This window comes from Pseudoduganella sp. R-32 (assembly GCF_049913245.1).
In the GTDB taxonomy this organism is placed as follows: domain Bacteria; phylum Pseudomonadota; class Gammaproteobacteria; order Burkholderiales; family Burkholderiaceae_D; genus Rugamonas.
Map to the genome: position 1 here is coordinate 1,023,836 of NZ_CP183987.1, position 17,528 is coordinate 1,041,363.

The following is a 17,528-nucleotide window of genomic DNA, read 5'->3' on the forward strand; positions in this document are numbered from 1 at the left end:
AATGCTGAAATCTTTTGATGCCAAGACCGCAACACGTGCCCTGGAACTGGCGCGCGAGGCCCTGCAGATCGAAACGGACGCACTGGCAGCGCTGAATGCGCGCCTGGCCACCGACGAAACTGTGGGCCGGGCGGTGTCCTTGTTGCTTCAATGCAAAGGGCGCGTCGTGGTGTCCGGCATCGGCAAGTCCGGCCACATCGGCCGCAAGATTGCGGCGACGCTGGCCTCGACCGGCACCCCGGCCTTGTTCGTGCACCCGGCCGAAGCGGCGCACGGCGACCTGGGCATGGTGACGCCGGAAGACGTGGTGATCGCCATTTCGTATTCCGGCGAAGCAGCCGAACTGATGGCCATCCTGCCCGTGGTCAAGCGCATGGGCGGCCACGTGATCGCCATGACCGGCAAGCCGGCGTCGAGCCTGGCCAGGCTGGCCGACGTGCACCTGGACGTATCGGTGGCCAAGGAGGCATGCCCGATGAACCTGGCGCCGACCGCTTCCACCACCGTCACGCTGGCGCTGGGCGATGCGATCGCGGTGGCGCTGCTGGACCTGCGCGGCTTCAAGGAAGAGGATTTTGCCCGTTCCCACCCTGGCGGCGCCCTCGGCCGCCGCTTGCTGACGCATGTGCGCGACATCATGCGCAAGGATGGCGCCATCCCGGCCGTGGGCCTGGAAACGCGGCTGCCCGATGCTCTGCTGGAAATCACCCAGAAGGGCATGGGCATGACCGCCATCGTCGACGCGGCCAACAAGCCGGTCGGGGTCTTCACCGACGGCGACCTGCGCCGCATGATCGAAAAAGTCCAGGACTTCAGCAAGGTCGTCATCAAGGACGTGATGCACCTGAACCCGCGCACCATCGGCCCCGACCAGCTGGCGGTGGACGCCGTGGCGGTGATGGAAGAATTCCGCATCAACCAGATGCTGGTGGTGGATGCCGACGGCACGCTGGTTGGCGCTCTGCACATCCACGACCTGACCCGCGCCAAGGTGATCTGATGACGCTCGAACGCGAAGACCTGCTTGCCCGTGCAGCCAGGGTGCGCCTGTTCATCTTTGACGTGGACGGTGTGCTGACCGACGGCAGCCTGACGTATGGCGCCGACGGTGAAATGGTCAAGACTTTCAATGTGCACGACGGCCTGGGCATCAAGCTGCTGCAGGAAGCGGGCATCAAGACCGCGATCATCAGCGCCCGGCGCACGCCGATCGTGCTGGCACGCGCCAAGGACCTGGGCATCGATTACGTGCACCAGGGCGGCCACGACAAGCTGACCCCGTTCAAGGCCTTGCTGGCCGACCTGGGACTGGCGGAAGAGCAGGTTGCCTTCATCGGCGACGACGTGGTGGACCTGCCGCTGTTGAGCCGTGTGGGCTTTGCGGTCAGCGTGCCGAATGGCCGCAAGGAGGCGCACGATCGCTCCCACTACATTACCGAAGCTGCGGGCGGCCGCGGCGCGGTGCGCGAGGCCTGCGAATTCGTGCTGCGCGCCAGCGGCAGCTATGACCGCGTGATGGCCCAGTTCCTGGTGTAAGGGCAAGCGATGCGTAACCAGAGGACCGCCCACCGCTTCCGCCTGTCGATCGGCATGATCTTCGTGCTGCTGGCGGCGCTTGGCAGCTTCTACCTGCTCGAGCTGCTGAACCGCGCGGACGAACAGATGCAGGCCGACAAGCGCATGAACGAGCCGGATTACATCATCCATAACTTCTCCTTCGTGCGCATGACCAAGGATGGCAAGCCAAGCTATATCATTGCCGGCGACAAGCTGACCCACCGCCCGGTCGACGATTCGTCCGAGATCGACAATCCGCGCGTGCACAGCCTGGCCGGCGAGAAGCCGCCGATGGAGATCGTGGCGAATACGGCGCGCGTGGACGACACCAACAGCCGCGTCACCCTGAACGGCAGCGTGACGATCGACCGCGCGGCATCGCCGCAATCGCAACTGCTGCACCTGGAATCGGACAAGCTGGTGATCTTCCCGGACGAAGACCGCATGGAAACCGATCATCCGGTGAAACTGCGGCTGGGGGATACGACTGCTGCGGCCAACAGCATGCGCGCCAATAATGCGACGCGCGAAATGCACCTGGCCGGCAACGGCACGCTGCAGATTCCGCCCAAGGCCGCGGACCAATAACTGAGGAATGAACATGAAACGACTACTCTTGTCGGCAGCCTTGCTGCTGGGAGTCGCCGCTCCGGCGCTGGCCGAGAAAGCCGACTCCTACAAGCCGACCAACATCAGCTACGGCTCGATGGACATCGACGACGTCAAGCAGGTTACCATCCTGCTGGGCGGCGTCAAGCTGACCCGCGGCACCCTGACCATGACGGCCGAGCGCGCCTACGTCAAGCAGACGCCGGAGGGCTTCCAGCAAGTGACGCTGTTTGGCGACGGCAAGAAAGCCACCTTCCGCCAGAAGCGCGACGGCGCCGGCGACCAGTGGGTGGAAGGCGATGCCGACCGCATCGAATACGAGGAACAGGTTGAACTGGTGAAGATGTTCAACAAGGCCACCATCCGCCGCCTGGAAGGCGGCAAGCAGAACGACGAAGTGCAGGGTGAGTTCATTTCTTACGACAGCCGCAAGGAATTTTTCAGCGTGCGCAATTCGGCCAGCGGGGAGAGCAAGCCCGGCGGCGGTCGCGGCACCATGGTGATCCAGCCGACCCGTACCGAACCCCCAGCGACGCCGACGGAGAAGAAGTAAGCATGCAAGCAAATAACTGCGCCAGCACGCTGGTCGTGCGCGGCCTCCAGAAAACCTATGGCAAGCGACAGGTGGTGCACGACGTTTCGCTGCAAGTCGATTGCGGTGAAGTGGTCGGCCTGCTCGGTCCCAACGGTGCCGGCAAGACTACCTCTTTCTACATGATCGTCGGCCTGGTGGCTTCCGATGCAGGCACCATCGATATCGGCGGCACCGACGTGTCGAGCCTGCCGATCCACAAGCGCGCCACGCTGGGCCTGTCCTACCTGCCGCAGGAAGCTTCGGTGTTCCGCAAGCTGACGGTGGAAGAAAACATTCGTGCCGTACTGGAACTGCAGAAGGTGGACGGCAAGCCTCTGCCCAAGGCGGAAATCAAGCAGCGCCTGGAATCGCTGCTGGCCGACTTGCAAATCGAGAAGCTGCGCGAGAACCCGGCCCTGTCGCTGTCGGGTGGCGAGCGCCGCCGCGTGGAAATTGCGCGCGCCCTGGCCACCAACCCGCGCTTCGTGTTGCTCGACGAACCGTTTGCCGGCGTGGATCCGATCGCCGTGATCGAAATCCAACGTATTGTGCGTTTCCTGAAGGAGCGCAATATCGGTGTGCTGATCACCGACCATAATGTGCGTGAGACCCTCGGCATTTGCGACCGCGCCTACATCATCAACCAGGGCGCCGTGCTGGCCTCGGGCCGCCCGGACGACATCATTGCCAACGAATCCGTTCGCCGCGTCTACCTCGGCGAACACTTCCGCATGTAAACGAAGGCCATGAAACAAACACTGCAACTGCGAACCTCGCAACACCTGGCGCTGACGCCGCAGCTGCAACAATCCATCCGCCTGCTGCAGCTGTCCACGCTGGAGCTGCACCAGGAGTTGGAACAGCTGCTTGGCGACAATCCCATGCTGGAGCGCCTTGACGACCCGCTCGACCACTCGGTACGGCTGCTGGCCGATGGCGCCATCAGCCAGGGCAACGGCAATGGCACCGAAGCTCCCGCCACGCCTTCGGCTGAAGGCCCGCAAGGCGAGGGCGGCGAAGCCCCGGCCGCTGCCGGCGAAAGCGATACCTATGAAGGCGGCGACCATGAAGCCGGCAACGGCAGCGACGACGCCGACTGGAGCGCCAGCGCCGGCAGCAAATCCGCCGACGACGAAGACAGCCGCCCGCAACTGGAAGCTTCCGGCTGCACGCTGCGCGAACACCTGCTCGAGCAGATGCGCGTCACCGTGCAGGAGCCGCGCGACCGCGCGCTGATGGAACTGATCATCGATGCGCTGGACGAGAACGGCTACCTGGAAGAGCCGCTGGAAGAAATCCACGAGCGCCTGCCGCCCGAGCTGGAAATCGAACTGGACGACCTGCGCTGCAGCCTGGTGCTGCTGCAAAGCTTCGATCCGCCCGGCGTCGCCGCACGCAATGCCTCCGAATGCCTGGCGCTGCAGATCAGGCGCATGCCCGGCGTGCCGCTGGTGACGCGCCGCATGGCGCTGACCATCGTCGAGAAGCACCTGACCTGGTTCGCCCAGCGCGAGTTCACCAAGCTGAAGAAAGCGCTCGACTGCGACGATGAAGACTTGCGCGAAGCACAGTGCGTGATCCGCCAGTGCAACCCGCATCCGGGCGCCGAATTTGCGTCAGGCGAGTCAGACTACGTGGTGCCGGACGTGATCGTGAAAAAGGGCCGCGGCGGCTGGATCGTCACCCTGAACAACGACGTGGTGCCGCGCCTGCGCGTGAACGCGCTGTATGCCAACCTGCTCAAGCAAGGCAAGAGCGAGTCGCAGATGAATGGCCAGCTGCAGGAGGCCAAGTGGTTGATCAAGAATATGCGCCAGCGCTTCGACACGATCCTGCGCGTCGCGGAAGCGATAGTAGAAAGACAAAAGAACTTTTTCAGTCATGGCGCAGTGGCCATGAGACCCCTTGTGTTGCGTGAAATTGCTGATACACTGGGACTACACGAGAGCACTATTTCTCGCGTAACAACTCAAAAATATATGCTCACCCCGCATGGCATGTTTGAGTTGAAATATTTCTTTGGTAGCCACGTCGCGACCGAAGCCGGGGGGGAGGCTTCCTCGACTGCGATACGGGCACTGATCGTGCAATTGACAGGAGCAGAAGACCCGAAAAATCCTTTATCCGACAGTAAGATTGCGGACATGCTGGGTGAACAAGGCATGGTGATTGCGCGACGGACTGTTGCCAAATATCGAGAAGCGTTGAAGATCCCTCCAGTTAGCCTCCGCAAATCGTTGTAGTGCAGTGCATGGGTTCCTCTGTGCGTTTCGGCGTGCACGAACTCGAGAGCGACATCATCTTTAGGAGTGTGTATGAATCTCACCATCAGTGGACATCATGTCGAAGTGACCCCAGCCATTCGCGAGTACGTGCAGAACAAGCTGGAACGAGTCAAGCGCCATTTCGATCAAGTAATCGATATTGCTGTCATCCTGACTGTAGATAACCTCACCGAGAAAGAGAAACGCCAGAAAGCCGAAATCAACCTGCGCATGTCTGGCAAAACTGTTTACGTCGAAAGCCTGTCGCAAGACCTTTACGCCGCCATCGATACCCTGATTGATAAACTGGATCGCCAGGTCATGAAATACAAGGACCGTGTGCAGAACCACAGTCATGCGGCCATCAAGCATTTCCCGGATACGTATGAGGCACCACCCACCGCCATGTAAAGGACTGGCCGTGCAGCACACCAAAGGGCGCAATTGGCGCCCTTTTTTGCGACCAGTGTGCGTTAGAATATTTGCATGAGCGAACACGTACACACCCAACTCTCCAACGGTACCGGCTTCATCACGCTGGACCGCCCCAAGACCCTCAATTCACTGTCCCTCGACATGGTGCGCGCGATGACGCAGGCGCTGCTGGCATGGCGCGACGATGCGTCGGTGGCGGCGGTCGTGGTGCGCAGCAGCAGCGAACGCGCGCTGTGCGCAGGCGGCGATATCCGCTTCTTCCACGACGTCGGCCGCGGCAATACGCAAGGCGGCAGCGCGCTGCTGGAGGACTTCTTCACCGAAGAATATGCGCTGAACCATTTAATCCATTTCTACCCCAAGCCTTATGTGGCGCTGATGGATGGCGTGGTGATGGGCGGCGGCATGGGCATCGCGCAGGGCGGGCCGGAGTGCGGCGTGCGCATCGTCACGGGCCGTACCAGGATGGCGATGCCCGAGGTGAACATCGGCCTGTTTCCCGACGTGGGCGGCAGTCACTTCCTGTCGCATGCGCCGGGCCAGCTTGGCATGTGGCTCGGCCTCACCGGGCTGACGGTCGGCGCCGCGGATGCGCTCTACCTCGACCTGGCTGACTACTTCGTGCCGGAAACTGAACTGGCCGGACTGGCCAAGCTGTTCGAGTCGACGCCCGGCAAATCGTTGCGCGATGCTGTCGCGGTCTTTGCCGGCCCGCACAACGCCTTCGCCGGCGACAGCGAACTGGAAGCGCAGCGTGCCCTGATCGATCAGCATTTCTCGGCGGGCTCGGTACCCGCCATCATGGATTCGCTGCGAGGCGACAGCACGCCTTTCGCGCAGAAATCGCTGAAGGCAATGGAATTGCGCTCGCCGCTGATGATGAGCGTGACCCACGAGCTGCTGAAGCGCGGCGCGTCGCTGGGCGTGTCCGACTGCTTGCGCATGGAGCGCAACCTGGTGCGCCGCAACTTCGAACACGGCGAGATTTTCGAGGGCGTACGCGCCCTGGTGATCGACAAGGACAACCAGCCGCAGTGGAATCCCGCAACGCTGGCCGAAGTGACGCCCGCCATGGTGGAGCGCTTCTTCGAACCATGCTGGCCGGCCTGGGCGCACCCCTTGCGCCACCTCGCATGAGGGATCTGGACCGGATCGACCGGGGCATCCTGAATATCCTGCAAGAAGATGCCAGCACGCCGTTGCGCGAGATCGCGGAGCGCTTGCATTCGTCGGTCGCGACCTGCCAGCGCCGCATCGAAAGGCTGCGCAACGACGGCGTGCTGGTCAAGGCTGTCGCGCTGGTTGACCGCGCGCTTGCCGGGCGGCCCCTGACGGTATTCGTGTCGGTCGAACTGGAGAAGCAGAATACCGACATCCTCAAGCAGTTCGAGCACCGCATGCGTTCCGAGCCCGAGGTGATGTCCTGCTACGAAGTGGCCGGCGAGTTCGACTTCCACCTGATCGTCACGGTGGAGTCGATGGAAGAGTACAGCGCCTTCACACGGCGCGTTTTCACCTCGCACCACAACGTCATCAACGTCAAGAGCCTGTTCGCGATGAACTGCTCCAAGTTCGAGACCAAGCTGACGCTGTAGTCACGGCTCGCAGCTGTAGCGCAAGCTGTCGTCCAGCGCGAGCGGCAGCACCAGCGTATGGAACTTGCGGGCGTTGGCATCGGCGCACAGCTTGGCGCGCGCTGCGGGATCGCTGCTGTATGGCGCAGCATACTCCGCATTGAATACCGGCTTGCCGCTGGCGATGAAAGCCTGGTAGCCCTCGCATTCGGCGAACTCATGGCATTGTTCGTTGACGGCGAAATCGAAATCGCCTACCAGGTCCTTCAACTGATCCGTATCGTTTTTCAATGCAATGGACATTCCCCGGTGGTGCGCTTCGCTTGCCAGGAATCGGTTGTAATCGAGCTGCGTGGCGGCGGTAAGGGCGAAGCCGCTGTTGTTCGCATAGCCGTCCACGTTGTCTGCTTCAACGCCATTGCATCCCTTGGAGACTGCCAGGTCCAACCGCGCAAGCATGATCTTCCGCACAGTTGCCGAGCGCGTGTCGAGCCATCGCTCCCCTGCCCAACCTTGCAGGTCCTTGCCCATGTCGGCTGGCGCAAAGCCGGAAAAGTCGGGACGCCAGTTTTCGGAGCTGCCGGCTGAAAAATAGCAGACCACTTTCTTGCCGCTCGCCTTCAATGCCTGGACGGTAGCAGGCGCTGTATCGAACAGATCGATGTCGTACACGGTTGCCGGATAGGCGGTATTGACCGTCCCTTTCAACTGCCACTGCCAGGTATCGCCCAACGCAGGTTTCCAGTAGGCGGCTGGTGCGCTTGCAGGCGGCGGCGTATCCGAACTGCTTCCGCCGCCGCATCCGCTCATCGTCGCCAGCGCCAGGCAGAAGATACTGATCGGAAGCAGCCGCCGGGTGTGTTGTCGCATCAATTCATCCTTGAAAATATTGGCCGGCAATAGTTTCACGGACGGCTTACGGCATGCTTACTCCCTGGCGCTCATGTGCTTAGGTCAGTGTCGTCCCAGTCATCTCCTGGCGCCAATGCCCAGGTGAACGAATGGCGGCGCTCATGAACGGCTCCGCCGTGCGCTATCGGATCGAAGTCTTTGGGCACGGTCATGCTCCCCATTTGCGCGCTCCTGACAGCGTTATGCGCGCAGTAGAATTTGTATTCCATGAAAATGACCTCGCCGGCCGCGCGTAATGAAGCGCTCGCCGCGAAGTCGGCGATATTGCCATCCCAGTCGGGCAGGAAATCAAATAACATCGCCTCGATGACTTCGTCGGATATTTGACTGGCGTCCAGCGTCGGCACCTGTGCAAAACCCAAGATCCAGGCCAGCGCCCACATATTCTCCAGCCTCCAGCCGACAGTTTGGCCATGTACTGCTTGGGATTCGTGGCGCGGCAGATCGATCAAAGCAAGTTCGCTCTCCGTCATTGCGGCACGCAGGTCGTTTCGCTCGATATAGCCCTGCAGTTGGGCGGTTTCGGCCAAGCGTACAGGCATTGCCGCCCAGGCAAATACGGCTTGCAGTGCCATCAAGCGCCTGCATAGCGTTTGCGCATCACGCAAAGTGATGTCCAGGTCGGGAAGTGGCAAGGAATTCGCGGGCTGAAAGCCGAGCGCCATCAGTTCGCTGAAAACGCGTTGCTTCAGTTTCAGTGCGATGCTGTTACCTGCACCGGACGGCGCCGTGATGGGAGTGTATTTCGGCCATTTGGCCTGAGGATCCAATGCAGACAAATCCTCACCATACAGCACCCTTCCGTTTGAATCCCGCATGGACGAGGGAGTGAACCAGACTGCATCGAGCGCTTCTGCGATCACCGACAGGATCTCGTATCTTTCGTCATCGGCTTCTGCGTCGGGCTCGCAGCTTGTGCCAAGCGCGAAACCGAATTTCTCGGTCAGGGCGAGTACCCTTGCCTGTGCAGGAGCGTGCGGGAAGCGTGCGAAATAGCCGCGCATTCCGCCCATCTGGTCCTGCCACGCTTGTCCGCTGTAATAATCCGGATCGTGGGTGATACTCAGGCGTTTCTTCTTCAGCCATCCGCCGGTCGTCACTTCGATTTCGCTCCACGCGTCGTCGGTGCCCGTGACTTTGAACTTTGCATTCAATTTCTTCAGGACTTCGATTACTAGCCCAGGGTTTATTTCCTGAGCGAATAGCGAAACAGGTTCAGTTGCCATCGTTTGAGTTTCCTTTGTGTCGCCGACCTTTACTCCAGTCGGTCGCGAGCGATGTTGTTGCGTATGGCATAGGCGGCCGCCATCGTGGAAAGGCAGGGCAGCCAAACCCATAGGAGTTCAGATTTAATTACAGTCAAGCCGGCGGGGCCCAGGAAGCGCCCCATGGTCAATGGCGATACGCGGATAAACTGGACCGGGAAGAAATGCCGCTGATCGGAGAATGGCCACCAGATGGCTGCACCGAGGCCGCCGGTTGTCAGCATGTCGAGCAAGGGATGCGAAACGCAGGCAACCGACACGAACGCCATCGTCACCCATCGTTTCGCGTGCAGCCACGGTGCGGCCAGTGCAGCCAGCATTCCCAATGCAAGTGCAAACGCGATCGAATGCGATGCCCCGCGGTGGCCAAGCTGGTTCGCGTATTCGATGCCGAGCTTGAAAGCGATGACGTCCATGTCAGGCACGATTGCCGCAACCATGCCTGCGAACAGCAGCCGGCGTGAAATGCGGTCCGGGCCAAGTACGACACCGAGTGCCAGCGGAATCGCTGGGTGGGTAAGGATGGTGGGCATGGTGCAGAGGAAATTAAAGCGGCACCTGGCAGAACAGGTTCACCAAAAACGAAACGTCGAGGTATTTGCGGCCAGTCTTCTGGACTAGTGTCGGGATTCGCTCTCTGACTGCCAAATAGAAGGAGGCATCCATTACTCTTTGGGACAGTCGACCGGAGGCAACGGGCCGAATACGACCTCGGAGTCAGCCGGGCCGGAAGTCTGCAGGATGTAGACGACGTTGGCTGCGCTGTCCACATACATCATGTGGGCGCGACCGCCTGGCAGCATGCCAGGTGAATTCAGCGTCATGTGTCGCGTGTCGCGCAACTTCTCCGGCAGCTTCGGTACCGTAGGCCACTTTTCGCGGGTGCCGGAAGGCGACACGAAGCCGGCGTAGTGCGCAGCCGTGCAGCGCCAGATTGGTTCCGGCTCGGGAGGTGCAGCGCCCAGCGCCGCTGCAAGCAGTAATGAGATCGCCATATGCAAATGATAGATCAAAAAGCAGGCGTTGATTTGTTTTTAATTGTTACCGGCGGCTGAGCTGCGGCCGGGCGGGAGGCGCGCCGCTTTCCATGCGGATGCGCAGTTCTCCGTCTTCCTTGACCAGGAGAACTGCGTATGAATGGGACGTGGTCTCGAGGCCAGCCTGGTCGCTCCGCGCGACACCGCCGGTGACCATTACCGACTGGTCACCGAGTTTTTCGAATGCCAGGCCTTGCCAACGGAACGTGACAGGCGGCTTCCAGCTTTTCGCGTATTCGTTGGAAAGCTTGTCAAAGCCAATTTCTTCTTTCCATTCTCCGCCAATGAAAATGGTGCCGCGCCGGGAATAGCGGTTGGCCAGCGCCTTGCGATCGCCGGCGGTGAGGTCTTCTGCATAGGTGTCCATGAAGAAGTGCGCGAGATCGAGGATATCGGTTGCCGCAGGATCCGCGCAGGCGATCTTTGGCAGTGGGCCGAAGATCACGATGGAATCCAGCGTGCCCGCGGACTGCTCGACGTAAGCGCTGCCGGCTTTGACATCAACGTACATGACATGCGACTTGCCGCCCGCATAGGCGCCCGCTGTGTTGAGCAGCATGGACCTCTTCTTACGCAAGCGCTCCGGCAAGGCCTTCAGCACCGGCCATTTGGCCGCGGTTCCGGATGGCGAAACGAAGGCGCCATAGTGCTGCGCCGTGCAGCGCCAGGCCGGATCGGGATCGACGGGCGCAGAACCGGCAGCCGCTGCGGCCAGCAAGACGAGCAAGCTCATTTTTCCTTCAATTCCCTCATGCGTTGCGGGATCAGATCCATCTTGCCTTCAACGTTGAACTCATCGCAGCTGTCCGCGACTCTTTGCTCTTGGTCACCCTCTTTGGTGAAGTAAAGCTTCTCGCAATCGCAACGCAGGCGAGCCTTGAGCTGCTTGCCCTGCTTGAGTTCCGCAGTCCAGCACGAGTCGGCACAGCCGCAGGATTGGTAGGTCAGGACTTCGCCTGCACGTGGCCAGTCCAGATTGTATTTGTGATGCTGTCCAGCTGCCTGCACTGCAGGAGTCAGGGCCAGCATCGCAAGCAGGATGAGGATAGGAGTTGATTTCTTCATATCGGCGAATGTTAGCATATCGCCAAGTGAGAAAATTTCTCACCGCTATAGAGGTAATCGGGAAATCGTTTCGCCTGGACTGCCTATGATGATCGCTCGTTGTTTGAAAGGAGAGCATCATGATTGACCACGTATCCATTGCCACCCGCGACCTGCCACGTGCAGTGGAATTCTACAAAGCCTGCCTGGAGCCGCTTGGCTACAGCGTGCAGCACGAAGACGAAGGCCAGGCCATCTTCGGCGCCGACGGCCACTGGGCCTTTGCAATCTACCCGGCGCAAGGCGATGCGCCGCTGGTGGGCCAGCGCGGGCACATTGCCATCAAAGCGCCGTCGCAGCTGGCAACGCACGCCTTCCATGCCAACGCCATGGCGCAAGGCGCCGCTTCTTTGCGCAAGCCGGGCCTGCGTCCCGACGTCAACGAGCGCTATTTTGGGACGATGATCACCGATCCTGACCAGCATACGATCGAAGTGGTGCACTGGCTGGATTAATTTGGTGCACGCGGCCGGCCGGCGGCTGGCCCGCATCTTGCTGTAACGCTTGGGTCATCAAACTTCACCCAAGCGCTCATGACCAACATACGCTCAGCCCACCCGGCCGATGCTGCTGCCATCGCTGCAATCTACAACCACTACGTTTCATCCACCACCATTACTTTCGAAGAGGCCGAAGTCGGTGTCGACGACATGGCCGGCCGAATCACGAAAGTGATTTCATCGAAGCTGCCCTGGCTGGTGCTGGAGCAGGACGGCAAGATCCTGGGCTACGCCTACGCCAGCAAATGGAAGGAGCGCTCCGCTTATCGCTTCTCGGTCGAAAGCTCCATCTACCTGCACCAGGAAGTGCGTGGCAAAGGCTTTGCGCGCAAGTTGTACCAGCATTTGTTCAACCTGCTGCGCCAGAGCGGCGTGCATCTCGTGATCGGCGGCGTGGCGCTGCCGAATGAAGCCAGCGTTGGCCTGCATGAAAAGATGGGCTTCCAGCCTTCGGCGCGTTCAAGGAAGTCGGCCGCAAGTTTGGCCGGTGGATCGACGTCAGCTACTGGCAGCTACGCCTGGAGTGATCAGGATTGCTCGCGGTGGCGCAGCACAACGGTTTCAGTCGGCGCGAAGTGACGCGCCAGGCGTTCGGCCATATAGACTGAGCGGTGCTGGCCGCCGGTGCAGCCGACGGCTACCGTCAGGTAGGAGCGGTTGTCGCGCTTGAAGTGCGGCAGCCATTTGGTAACGAAGCCCTTGATGTCCAGGAACATCTCCTCCGCGCTCTCCTGCGCATCGAGGAAGGCGATCACCGGTGCGTCGCGGCCGTTCAACGGACGCAAGGTGAGGTCGTAATACGGGTTGGGAATCGCGCGCACGTCGAACACGAAATCGGCGTCGAGCGGCACGCCGAGCTTGAAGGCGAACGATTCAAAGAACAGCGTCAATGGCGCGTTCTCGCTGTGCACCAGGTCCTTGACCCAGGCGCGCAGTTTGTTGGCACTCATTTCCGACGTATCGATCACGTGGCCAAGCTGCTGGATCGCGGACAGGCGTTCGCGTTCTTCGGCGATGCATTCGATCAGCGTGCGGCGTGCTGCAGGATTTTCGCCAGGGGCCAGCTCGTGCGACAGCGGGTGGCTGCGGCGCGTTTCGGAGAAGCGCGCCACCAGCGAGTGGGTATTCGCGGTGAGGAAGATCACCTTGACCTCGTGGCCGTCTTCTTTCAGCTTGCGGTATTCGCCGGGCAGGCTGGCAAGGCTGGAAGCGCTGCGTGCGTCGACCGCGACGGCCAAAGCATCCGTTCCCTCGATTGCGAGGCGATTGATCAGGTCCGGCAGCAGGGCAGGCGGCAGGTTGTCGACGCAGTAGTAGCCGATGTCTTCAAGAACATTCAGCGCAACGGATTTGCCGGAGCCGGAGATGCCGGTGAGTAGGATGATTCGCATGTGACCGATAGTACCATTAGTCCGAATCAGTCGCCGGACATGGCCTGTCGTTGGTGAAGCAGGGGTTTCGCCGAGCGGGCTCGGCGCCTGCGGAACGGGCCCGCTATGCATAGCGGGCTTCCTTAGCAACATGAGTCATGGGTGGGGCTAGTCCCCACTCATGGCCTGGCGTTGCCGCTCCATGAATTCCTGCAGCGTGTCGATGCCGCGCAGTTGCAGGATGGTGTTGCGAACCGCAGCCTCCAGCAGCACCGCGATGTTGCGGCCGGCTGCAACGGGAATCACGACCTTGCGGATCGGAAGTCCCAGCACGTCTTCGGTCGGGAACTGGAACGGCAGGCGTTCCACCTCTTCTTCCAGCGCCGAACGGCGCACCAGGTGCACGATCAGCTTCAGACGCATCTTGCGGCGCACGGCAGTCTCGCCGAAGATCGCCTTGATATCCAGCAGGCCCAGGCCGCGCACTTCCAGCAGGTTTTGCAGCAGCGGCGGGCAGCGGCCTTCGATCATGTTGGGAGCGATGCGCGCGAATTCCACCGCATCGTCGGCCACCAGGCCGTGCGAACGTGAAATCAATTCAAGTCCCAGCTCGGATTTGCCGAGGCCGGAGTCGCCGGTAATCAGCACGCCCACGCCCAGCACGTCCATGAACACGCCGTGCATGATGATGCGCTGCGCCAGCTTTTTCGACAGGTAGACGCGCAGAAAGTCAATCACCTGCGCTGCAGGCAGCGGCGTGGAGAACAGCGGGATATTCTTTTCGTCGCAGATCGCCAGGATGTCAGGCGGGGTCTCGAGCCCTTGCGCGATGATCAGCGCCGGCGGGCCGCCTGCGATCAGTTCACCGATCACATGGGCGCGCGTCAGCGATTTGAGGCGCTGGTAGTAATTGATTTCCTGGTGGCCGAACACCTGGATGCGTCCAGGGTGAATCGTATTCAAGTGGCCAACCTGGTCGGCCGCCGAAGCGACGTCGCCGGAGATCAGGCGCTCGCCGCCTGGAAAGCCGGCGAACCAGCCCAGTTGCAGGGTTTCGCGATTGTCGTCGTACAGTCTCTGGATCGTCAGCGGCGTTTGCAGCATGTTCAACCTGCCGCTTGCAGGCTAGGCTGCCAGTTGACGATGCGGCTGTAGACCGATTTCGGGTCCGGGTCTTCCGTCAGTGCCTGGCGGAAGGCGTCGTCCGAGAACATTTCTGCGATCTCGGAGAGGATTTCGAGGTGCTGCTGCGTCACGTGGTCGGGGATGAGCAGGAAGAACAGCAGGTTCACAGGTTTGCCGTCCGGCGATTCAAAAGGAATCGGTTCGGCCAGGCGGACAAAGGCGGCCAATGGCGCCTTCAGGCTCTTGGAACCCTTGATGCGCCCGTGTGGGACAGCGACGCCGTGGCCGAGGCCGGTGGAGCCCAGGCGCTCGCGCGCGAACAGGTTGTCCGATACGGTGGAGCGAGCGATGCCGCAGTTGTTCTCGAAGATCAGGCCGGCTTGCTCGAAAGCGCGCTTTTTGCTGGAGACTTCCAGGTCGAGCTGGACGTTCTCTAGCGAAAGGATTTTGCTCAGGTTATTCATGACGCGACATTGATGTGCTTTGCGAGCGCATTATAGGCCTCTTTCTCAGCCGTGTAACTCGAATTTCACGCAATGTTTCTGCGTGGAAAAATCCCTTACTGGCGGGCGTTGCGCAAATTGGACGGCCGCTGTGCACTACTAAAGTTGGTGCGCCATGGGTTGATATCAAGGCCGCCTCGGCGGGTATACCGTGCATACACCGTCAAGTGTTGCGGCTTGCACTGGCGCAGGATGTCCGTGAAGATGCGCTCGACGCACTGCTCGTGGAACTCATTATGCTCGCGGAAGCCGATCAGGTATTTGAGCAAGCTTTCCTGGTCGATCTGCGGCCCGTAGTAGCTGATCTGCACGCTGCCCCAGTCGGGCTGGCCGGTGACCAGGCAATTTGACTTCAGCAAATGCGAGACGAGGGTCTCCTCTACTGGCAGCTCGTCGAAGTTGGCTTTCAAAGTTTCCGGCTGAGGGGAGTAGTTGTCGACGTCGATGTCGAGGCGGTCCAGCAACTGGCCTTCCAGCTCGCCCATTTCCAGTTTTTGGAAGTCCTCTTGCATGGTCAGGGTGACATGCACGCTGCCGCCGGCGGCGGCGGAAAGGTCTTGCTGCAGCAGCATTTTCAGCGCGTCGGGGCCGGCCAGCCTGGTCTGGTTGAAGGAATTGAGGTAAAGCTTGAAAGATTTAGATTCGATCAAGTTTGGCGAATCGGCAGGGATGGTGAAGCGGGCCACCGCCACTTGCGGCTTGCCGCGCATGTTCAGCCAGGACAGCTCGTAGCCGTTCCAGATGTCCACTCCGAAGAAGGGCAGGGTGCCTGTCAGGCCCAACTCGTCGCGCTTGCCCTGGCGCGGGATGGGGAACAGCAGTTCCGGCGCGTAGTCGGTGCGGTAGGCGGAGGTTTTGCCGAGGGGGGAGTGTTCTGGGAGGTTGGACATGGCGGACTTTTCTTGAAACGGTCTGCCAGTTTACCAAAAACCGGTAAATCCGGGTCTGACCCGCAGGGTCAGACCCCGTACGGTCTCGAAGTCGCGGGGTGGGTTCGAGGTCTTTGACTTTCGACGACGATCAACGGCGCACAACCAACACCAACAGCGGTAGCGCAGACAGGGTCTGACCCTGCGGGTCAGACCCTGGTTTACCGGTTTCAGAGGAACAGCTTGTACACCGGATTCTGCGACTCATCCCAATAGCGATACCCCAAGGTAGCCAGGAACTGCGCAAACTTGTCCATATCCTGCGGCGGCACCTGCAAGCCAATCAGAATCCGCCCCACGTCGCCGCCCTGCGAGCGGTAATGGCACAAGGAGATATTCCATTCCGGCGCCATCGAATCGAGGAAGCGCATCAGCGCCCCCGGCCGCTCAGGGAATTCAAAGCGATACAGCAGTTCATCCTTGGCCAGCACGCTCTTGCCGCCGACCAGGTGGCGCAGGTGCGACTTGGCCAGTTCGTCATGGGTCAAATCCAGCGTCTTGAAGTTGTTCTCTTCAAAGCGCCGCGCAATCGACGACGACTCGCTGCGATCGGCAATCTGCACGCCGACGAACACGTGCGCCTGCTCCTGGTCGCTTATCCGGTAATTGAACTCCGTCACATTGCGCGGGCCCACCAGGCTGCAGAAGCGCTTGAACGAGCCGCGCTGCTCCGGCATGGTGACGGCAAACACGGCTTCGCGCGACTCACCGAGTTCGGCGCGTTCCGCCACGAAACGCAAGCGGTCGAAGTTCATGTTGGCGCCGCTACAGATGGTCACCAGCGTCTCGCCCTGCACCGGATACTTGCCCATTTCCGAGCGCTCGACATAAGCCTTGGCGCCGGCTACGGCCAGCGCGCCGGAAGGCTCCAGGATCGAGCGCGTATCGGTGAACACGTCCTTGATCGCCGCGCAGATCGCATCGGTATCGACCACGATCACTTCGTCGACAAACTGCTGCGCGAGGCGGAAGGTTTCCTCGCCCACCAAGCGCACGGCGGTGCCGTCGGCGAACAGGCCAACGTCGGACAAGGTGATGCGCTCGCCGGCCTTGATGGAGCGGCCCATCGCATCCGAATCCATGGTTTGCACGCCGATGACCTTGATATCCGGGCGCAGCTGCTTCACATAGGCGGCTACACCGGCAATCAGGCCGCCGCCGCCGATCGGCACGAAGATCGCGTGGATAGGGCCGGAATGCTGGCGCAGGATTTCCATGGCAATGGTGCCCTGGCCGGCGATCACTTCCGGATCGTCGAATGGGTGCACGAAGGTCAGCTTCTGCTCTTTCTCGAGTTGCAGGGCGTGGTTGTAGGCATCCGTATAGGACTCGCCATGCAGCACCACTTCCACGCTGGCGCCGCCGCGGCGGCGCACGGATTCGACTTTCAGCAGCGGGGTGGTGGCAGGCATGACGATGAGGGCGCGGCAACCGAGTTTGGCTGCGGACAGGGCGACGCCCTGCGCGTGATTGCCGGCGGAGGCGCAAATGACGCCGCGCTTCAATTGCGCGTCGCTTAGATTCGCCATCTTGTTGTAAGCGCCGCGTACCTTGAAGCTAAAGACGTCCTGCATGTCCTCGCGCTTGAAGTAAATCTGGTTGCCAATTCGTTGCGAGAGAATCGGAGCCAGTTCGAGCGGGGTTTCATGGGCCACGTCGTAGACGCGGGAGGTCAGGATTTTCTTCAGGTAGTCGATAGTCATAATTTGCAAAGGATTTGAGTGGTGCAAGGACTGTCAACGGCGGGTAACCGAAGGGGTGGCACGCCTG

At 60.8% G+C, this 17,528-nt stretch carries 22 protein-coding genes; 11 read left to right on the forward strand and 11 right to left on the reverse strand.

Translation table 11 applies throughout. From position 1 onward, the window contains the following. Window position 1 precedes the first annotated feature (1 nt). From ACN9MU_RS04780 to ACN9MU_RS04820, 9 genes are all read left to right on the forward strand, one after another. Window positions 2-1,000: a KpsF/GutQ family sugar-phosphate isomerase gene (locus tag ACN9MU_RS04780; protein ID WP_426167887.1), complete on the forward strand. Its 999-nt coding sequence runs from the start codon at window positions 2-4 to the stop codon at window positions 998-1,000. Further along, window positions 1,000-1,536, forward strand: coding sequence for a KdsC family phosphatase (locus ACN9MU_RS04785; protein ID WP_426167889.1), 537 nt, complete (start codon window positions 1,000-1,002; stop codon window positions 1,534-1,536). Before ACN9MU_RS04780 ends, ACN9MU_RS04785 begins: the two co-directional genes overlap by 1 nt. Window positions 1,537-1,545: 9 nt before the next feature. Next, on the forward strand, window positions 1,546-2,145 hold the full coding sequence (gene lptC / locus ACN9MU_RS04790; protein WP_426336882.1) for an LPS export ABC transporter periplasmic protein LptC: 600 nt from the start codon (window positions 1,546-1,548) through the stop codon (window positions 2,143-2,145). A gap of 13 nt (window positions 2,146-2,158) precedes the next feature. Beyond that, window positions 2,159-2,719 (forward strand): lipopolysaccharide transport periplasmic protein LptA, encoded by a 561-nt coding sequence (gene lptA, locus ACN9MU_RS04795; RefSeq protein WP_426167893.1) that lies wholly within the window; start codon window positions 2,159-2,161, stop codon window positions 2,717-2,719. Between the two features lie 2 nt (window positions 2,720-2,721). After that, the gene (gene lptB / locus ACN9MU_RS04800) at window positions 2,722-3,477 is read left to right on the forward strand and encodes an LPS export ABC transporter ATP-binding protein (RefSeq protein ID WP_426167895.1); all 756 of its coding nucleotides are present in this window, start codon (window positions 2,722-2,724) and stop codon (window positions 3,475-3,477) included. Window positions 3,478-3,486: 9 nt separating this feature from the next. Then, entirely contained in the window at window positions 3,487-4,983 is a 1,497-nt protein-coding gene (locus tag ACN9MU_RS04805; RefSeq protein WP_426167897.1) for an RNA polymerase factor sigma-54, read from the forward strand. Window positions 4,984-5,055: 72 nt separating this feature from the next. Beyond that, on the forward strand, window positions 5,056-5,415 hold the full coding sequence (gene hpf / locus ACN9MU_RS04810) for a ribosome hibernation-promoting factor, HPF/YfiA family (RefSeq protein WP_426167899.1): 360 nt from the start codon (window positions 5,056-5,058) through the stop codon (window positions 5,413-5,415). A gap of 75 nt (window positions 5,416-5,490) precedes the next feature. Beyond that, on the forward strand, window positions 5,491-6,576 hold the full coding sequence (locus tag ACN9MU_RS04815; RefSeq protein ID WP_426336883.1) for an enoyl-CoA hydratase/isomerase family protein: 1,086 nt from the start codon (window positions 5,491-5,493) through the stop codon (window positions 6,574-6,576). Beyond that, entirely contained in the window at window positions 6,573-7,034 is a 462-nt protein-coding gene (locus tag ACN9MU_RS04820) for an Lrp/AsnC family transcriptional regulator (protein ID WP_426336884.1), read from the forward strand. The genes ACN9MU_RS04815 and ACN9MU_RS04820 overlap by 4 nt, the downstream gene beginning before the upstream one ends. Here the strand turns inward: ACN9MU_RS04820 and ACN9MU_RS04825 are convergent, their stop codons facing one another. The 6 genes from ACN9MU_RS04825 to ACN9MU_RS04850 form a co-directional block, all read right to left on the reverse strand. Continuing rightward, entirely contained in the window at window positions 7,035-7,883 is an 849-nt protein-coding gene (locus ACN9MU_RS04825; protein WP_426344254.1) for an endo alpha-1,4 polygalactosaminidase, read from the reverse strand. It lies immediately after the preceding gene. A gap of 71 nt (window positions 7,884-7,954) precedes the next feature. Next, entirely contained in the window at window positions 7,955-9,151 is a 1,197-nt protein-coding gene (locus ACN9MU_RS04830) for a DUF4272 domain-containing protein (protein WP_426344255.1), read from the reverse strand. A gap of 29 nt (window positions 9,152-9,180) precedes the next feature. Then, window positions 9,181-9,723: a metal-dependent hydrolase gene (locus ACN9MU_RS04835; RefSeq protein WP_426167908.1), complete on the reverse strand. Its 543-nt coding sequence runs from the start codon at window positions 9,721-9,723 to the stop codon at window positions 9,181-9,183. A gap of 132 nt (window positions 9,724-9,855) precedes the next feature. Beyond that, complete coding sequence (locus ACN9MU_RS04840) at window positions 9,856-10,185, reverse strand: hypothetical protein (RefSeq protein WP_426167910.1); 330 nt, start codon at window positions 10,183-10,185, stop codon at window positions 9,856-9,858. 46 nt (window positions 10,186-10,231) lie between these two features. Next, on the reverse strand, window positions 10,232-10,954 hold the full coding sequence (locus tag ACN9MU_RS04845; protein ID WP_426344256.1) for a hypothetical protein: 723 nt from the start codon (window positions 10,952-10,954) through the stop codon (window positions 10,232-10,234). 2 nt (window positions 10,955-10,956) lie between these two features. Next, on the reverse strand, window positions 10,957-11,292 hold the full coding sequence (locus ACN9MU_RS04850; protein WP_426344257.1) for a hypothetical protein: 336 nt from the start codon (window positions 11,290-11,292) through the stop codon (window positions 10,957-10,959). Window positions 11,293-11,411: 119 nt separating this feature from the next. On the opposite strand from ACN9MU_RS04850, the gene ACN9MU_RS04855 reads away from it, so the two are divergent. Together ACN9MU_RS04855 and ACN9MU_RS04860 are read left to right on the forward strand one after the other, a co-directional pair. Beyond that, window positions 11,412-11,786, forward strand: coding sequence for a VOC family protein (locus ACN9MU_RS04855; protein ID WP_426167916.1), 375 nt, complete (start codon window positions 11,412-11,414; stop codon window positions 11,784-11,786). 78 nt (window positions 11,787-11,864) lie between these two features. Continuing rightward, entirely contained in the window at window positions 11,865-12,410 is a 546-nt protein-coding gene (locus ACN9MU_RS04860) for a GNAT family N-acetyltransferase (protein ID WP_426344258.1), read from the forward strand. On the opposite strand, the gene rapZ is transcribed toward ACN9MU_RS04860, so the two are convergent. From rapZ to ilvA, 5 genes are all read right to left on the reverse strand, one after another. Next, window positions 12,359-13,222 (reverse strand): RNase adapter RapZ, encoded by an 864-nt coding sequence (rapZ, locus tag ACN9MU_RS04865; RefSeq protein WP_426167920.1) that lies wholly within the window; start codon window positions 13,220-13,222, stop codon window positions 12,359-12,361. The genes ACN9MU_RS04860 and rapZ overlap by 52 nt on opposite strands. A gap of 147 nt (window positions 13,223-13,369) precedes the next feature. After that, window positions 13,370-14,305, reverse strand: a complete 936-nt coding sequence (gene hprK, locus ACN9MU_RS04870; RefSeq protein ID WP_028101576.1) for an HPr(Ser) kinase/phosphatase — start codon at window positions 14,303-14,305, stop codon at window positions 13,370-13,372. Window positions 14,306-14,307: 2 nt separating this feature from the next. After that, the gene (locus ACN9MU_RS04875) at window positions 14,308-14,790 is read right to left on the reverse strand and encodes a PTS sugar transporter subunit IIA (protein WP_028101575.1); all 483 of its coding nucleotides are present in this window, start codon (window positions 14,788-14,790) and stop codon (window positions 14,308-14,310) included. A gap of 95 nt (window positions 14,791-14,885) precedes the next feature. Then, window positions 14,886-15,719 carry an NADPH-dependent 7-cyano-7-deazaguanine reductase QueF gene (queF, locus tag ACN9MU_RS04880; RefSeq protein WP_426320801.1) on the reverse strand — a complete coding sequence of 278 codons (834 nt, stop codon included), beginning with the start codon at window positions 15,717-15,719 and terminating at the stop codon, window positions 14,886-14,888. 209 nt (window positions 15,720-15,928) lie between these two features. After that, a complete protein-coding gene (gene ilvA, locus ACN9MU_RS04885) occupies window positions 15,929-17,461 on the reverse strand; it encodes a threonine ammonia-lyase, biosynthetic (RefSeq protein ID WP_426336887.1) in 1,533 nt (510 codons plus the stop codon). Window positions 17,462-17,528: the final 67 nt, after the last annotated feature.

What these genes read in the sequence shown, in the direction of transcription:
- ACN9MU_RS04780 (WP_426167887.1), top strand. Translation starts at nt 2, where the DNA reads ATGCTGAAATCTTTTGATGCCAAGACCGCAACACGTGCCCTGGAACTG.
- ACN9MU_RS04785 (WP_426167889.1), top strand. Translation starts at nt 1,000, where the DNA reads ATGACGCTCGAACGCGAAGACCTGCTTGCCCGTGCAGCCAGGGTGCGC.
- lptC (WP_426336882.1), top strand. Translation starts at nt 1,546, where the DNA reads ATGCGTAACCAGAGGACCGCCCACCGCTTCCGCCTGTCGATCGGCATG.
- lptA (WP_426167893.1), top strand. Translation starts at nt 2,159, where the DNA reads ATGAAACGACTACTCTTGTCGGCAGCCTTGCTGCTGGGAGTCGCCGCT.
- lptB (WP_426167895.1), top strand. Translation starts at nt 2,722, where the DNA reads ATGCAAGCAAATAACTGCGCCAGCACGCTGGTCGTGCGCGGCCTCCAG.
- ACN9MU_RS04805 (WP_426167897.1), top strand. Translation starts at nt 3,487, where the DNA reads ATGAAACAAACACTGCAACTGCGAACCTCGCAACACCTGGCGCTGACG.
- hpf (WP_426167899.1), top strand. Translation starts at nt 5,056, where the DNA reads ATGAATCTCACCATCAGTGGACATCATGTCGAAGTGACCCCAGCCATT.
- ACN9MU_RS04815 (WP_426336883.1), top strand. Translation starts at nt 5,491, where the DNA reads ATGAGCGAACACGTACACACCCAACTCTCCAACGGTACCGGCTTCATC.
- ACN9MU_RS04820 (WP_426336884.1), top strand. Translation starts at nt 6,573, where the DNA reads ATGAGGGATCTGGACCGGATCGACCGGGGCATCCTGAATATCCTGCAA.
- ACN9MU_RS04825 (WP_426344254.1), bottom strand. Translation starts at nt 7,883, where the DNA reads ATGCGACAACACACCCGGCGGCTGCTTCCGATCAGTATCTTCTGCCTG.
- ACN9MU_RS04830 (WP_426344255.1), bottom strand. Translation starts at nt 9,151, where the DNA reads ATGGCAACTGAACCTGTTTCGCTATTCGCTCAGGAAATAAACCCTGGG.
- ACN9MU_RS04835 (WP_426167908.1), bottom strand. Translation starts at nt 9,723, where the DNA reads ATGCCCACCATCCTTACCCACCCAGCGATTCCGCTGGCACTCGGTGTC.
- ACN9MU_RS04840 (WP_426167910.1), bottom strand. Translation starts at nt 10,185, where the DNA reads ATGGCGATCTCATTACTGCTTGCAGCGGCGCTGGGCGCTGCACCTCCC.
- ACN9MU_RS04850 (WP_426344257.1), bottom strand. Translation starts at nt 11,292, where the DNA reads ATGAAGAAATCAACTCCTATCCTCATCCTGCTTGCGATGCTGGCCCTG.
- ACN9MU_RS04855 (WP_426167916.1), top strand. Translation starts at nt 11,412, where the DNA reads ATGATTGACCACGTATCCATTGCCACCCGCGACCTGCCACGTGCAGTG.
- ACN9MU_RS04860 (WP_426344258.1), top strand. Translation starts at nt 11,865, where the DNA reads ATGACCAACATACGCTCAGCCCACCCGGCCGATGCTGCTGCCATCGCT.
- rapZ (WP_426167920.1), bottom strand. Translation starts at nt 13,222, where the DNA reads ATGCGAATCATCCTACTCACCGGCATCTCCGGCTCCGGCAAATCCGTT.
- hprK (WP_028101576.1), bottom strand. Translation starts at nt 14,305, where the DNA reads ATGCTGCAAACGCCGCTGACGATCCAGAGACTGTACGACGACAATCGC.
- ACN9MU_RS04875 (WP_028101575.1), bottom strand. Translation starts at nt 14,790, where the DNA reads ATGAATAACCTGAGCAAAATCCTTTCGCTAGAGAACGTCCAGCTCGAC.
- queF (WP_426320801.1), bottom strand. Translation starts at nt 15,719, where the DNA reads ATGTCCAACCTCCCAGAACACTCCCCCCTCGGCAAAACCTCCGCCTAC.
- ilvA (WP_426336887.1), bottom strand. Translation starts at nt 17,461, where the DNA reads ATGACTATCGACTACCTGAAGAAAATCCTGACCTCCCGCGTCTACGAC.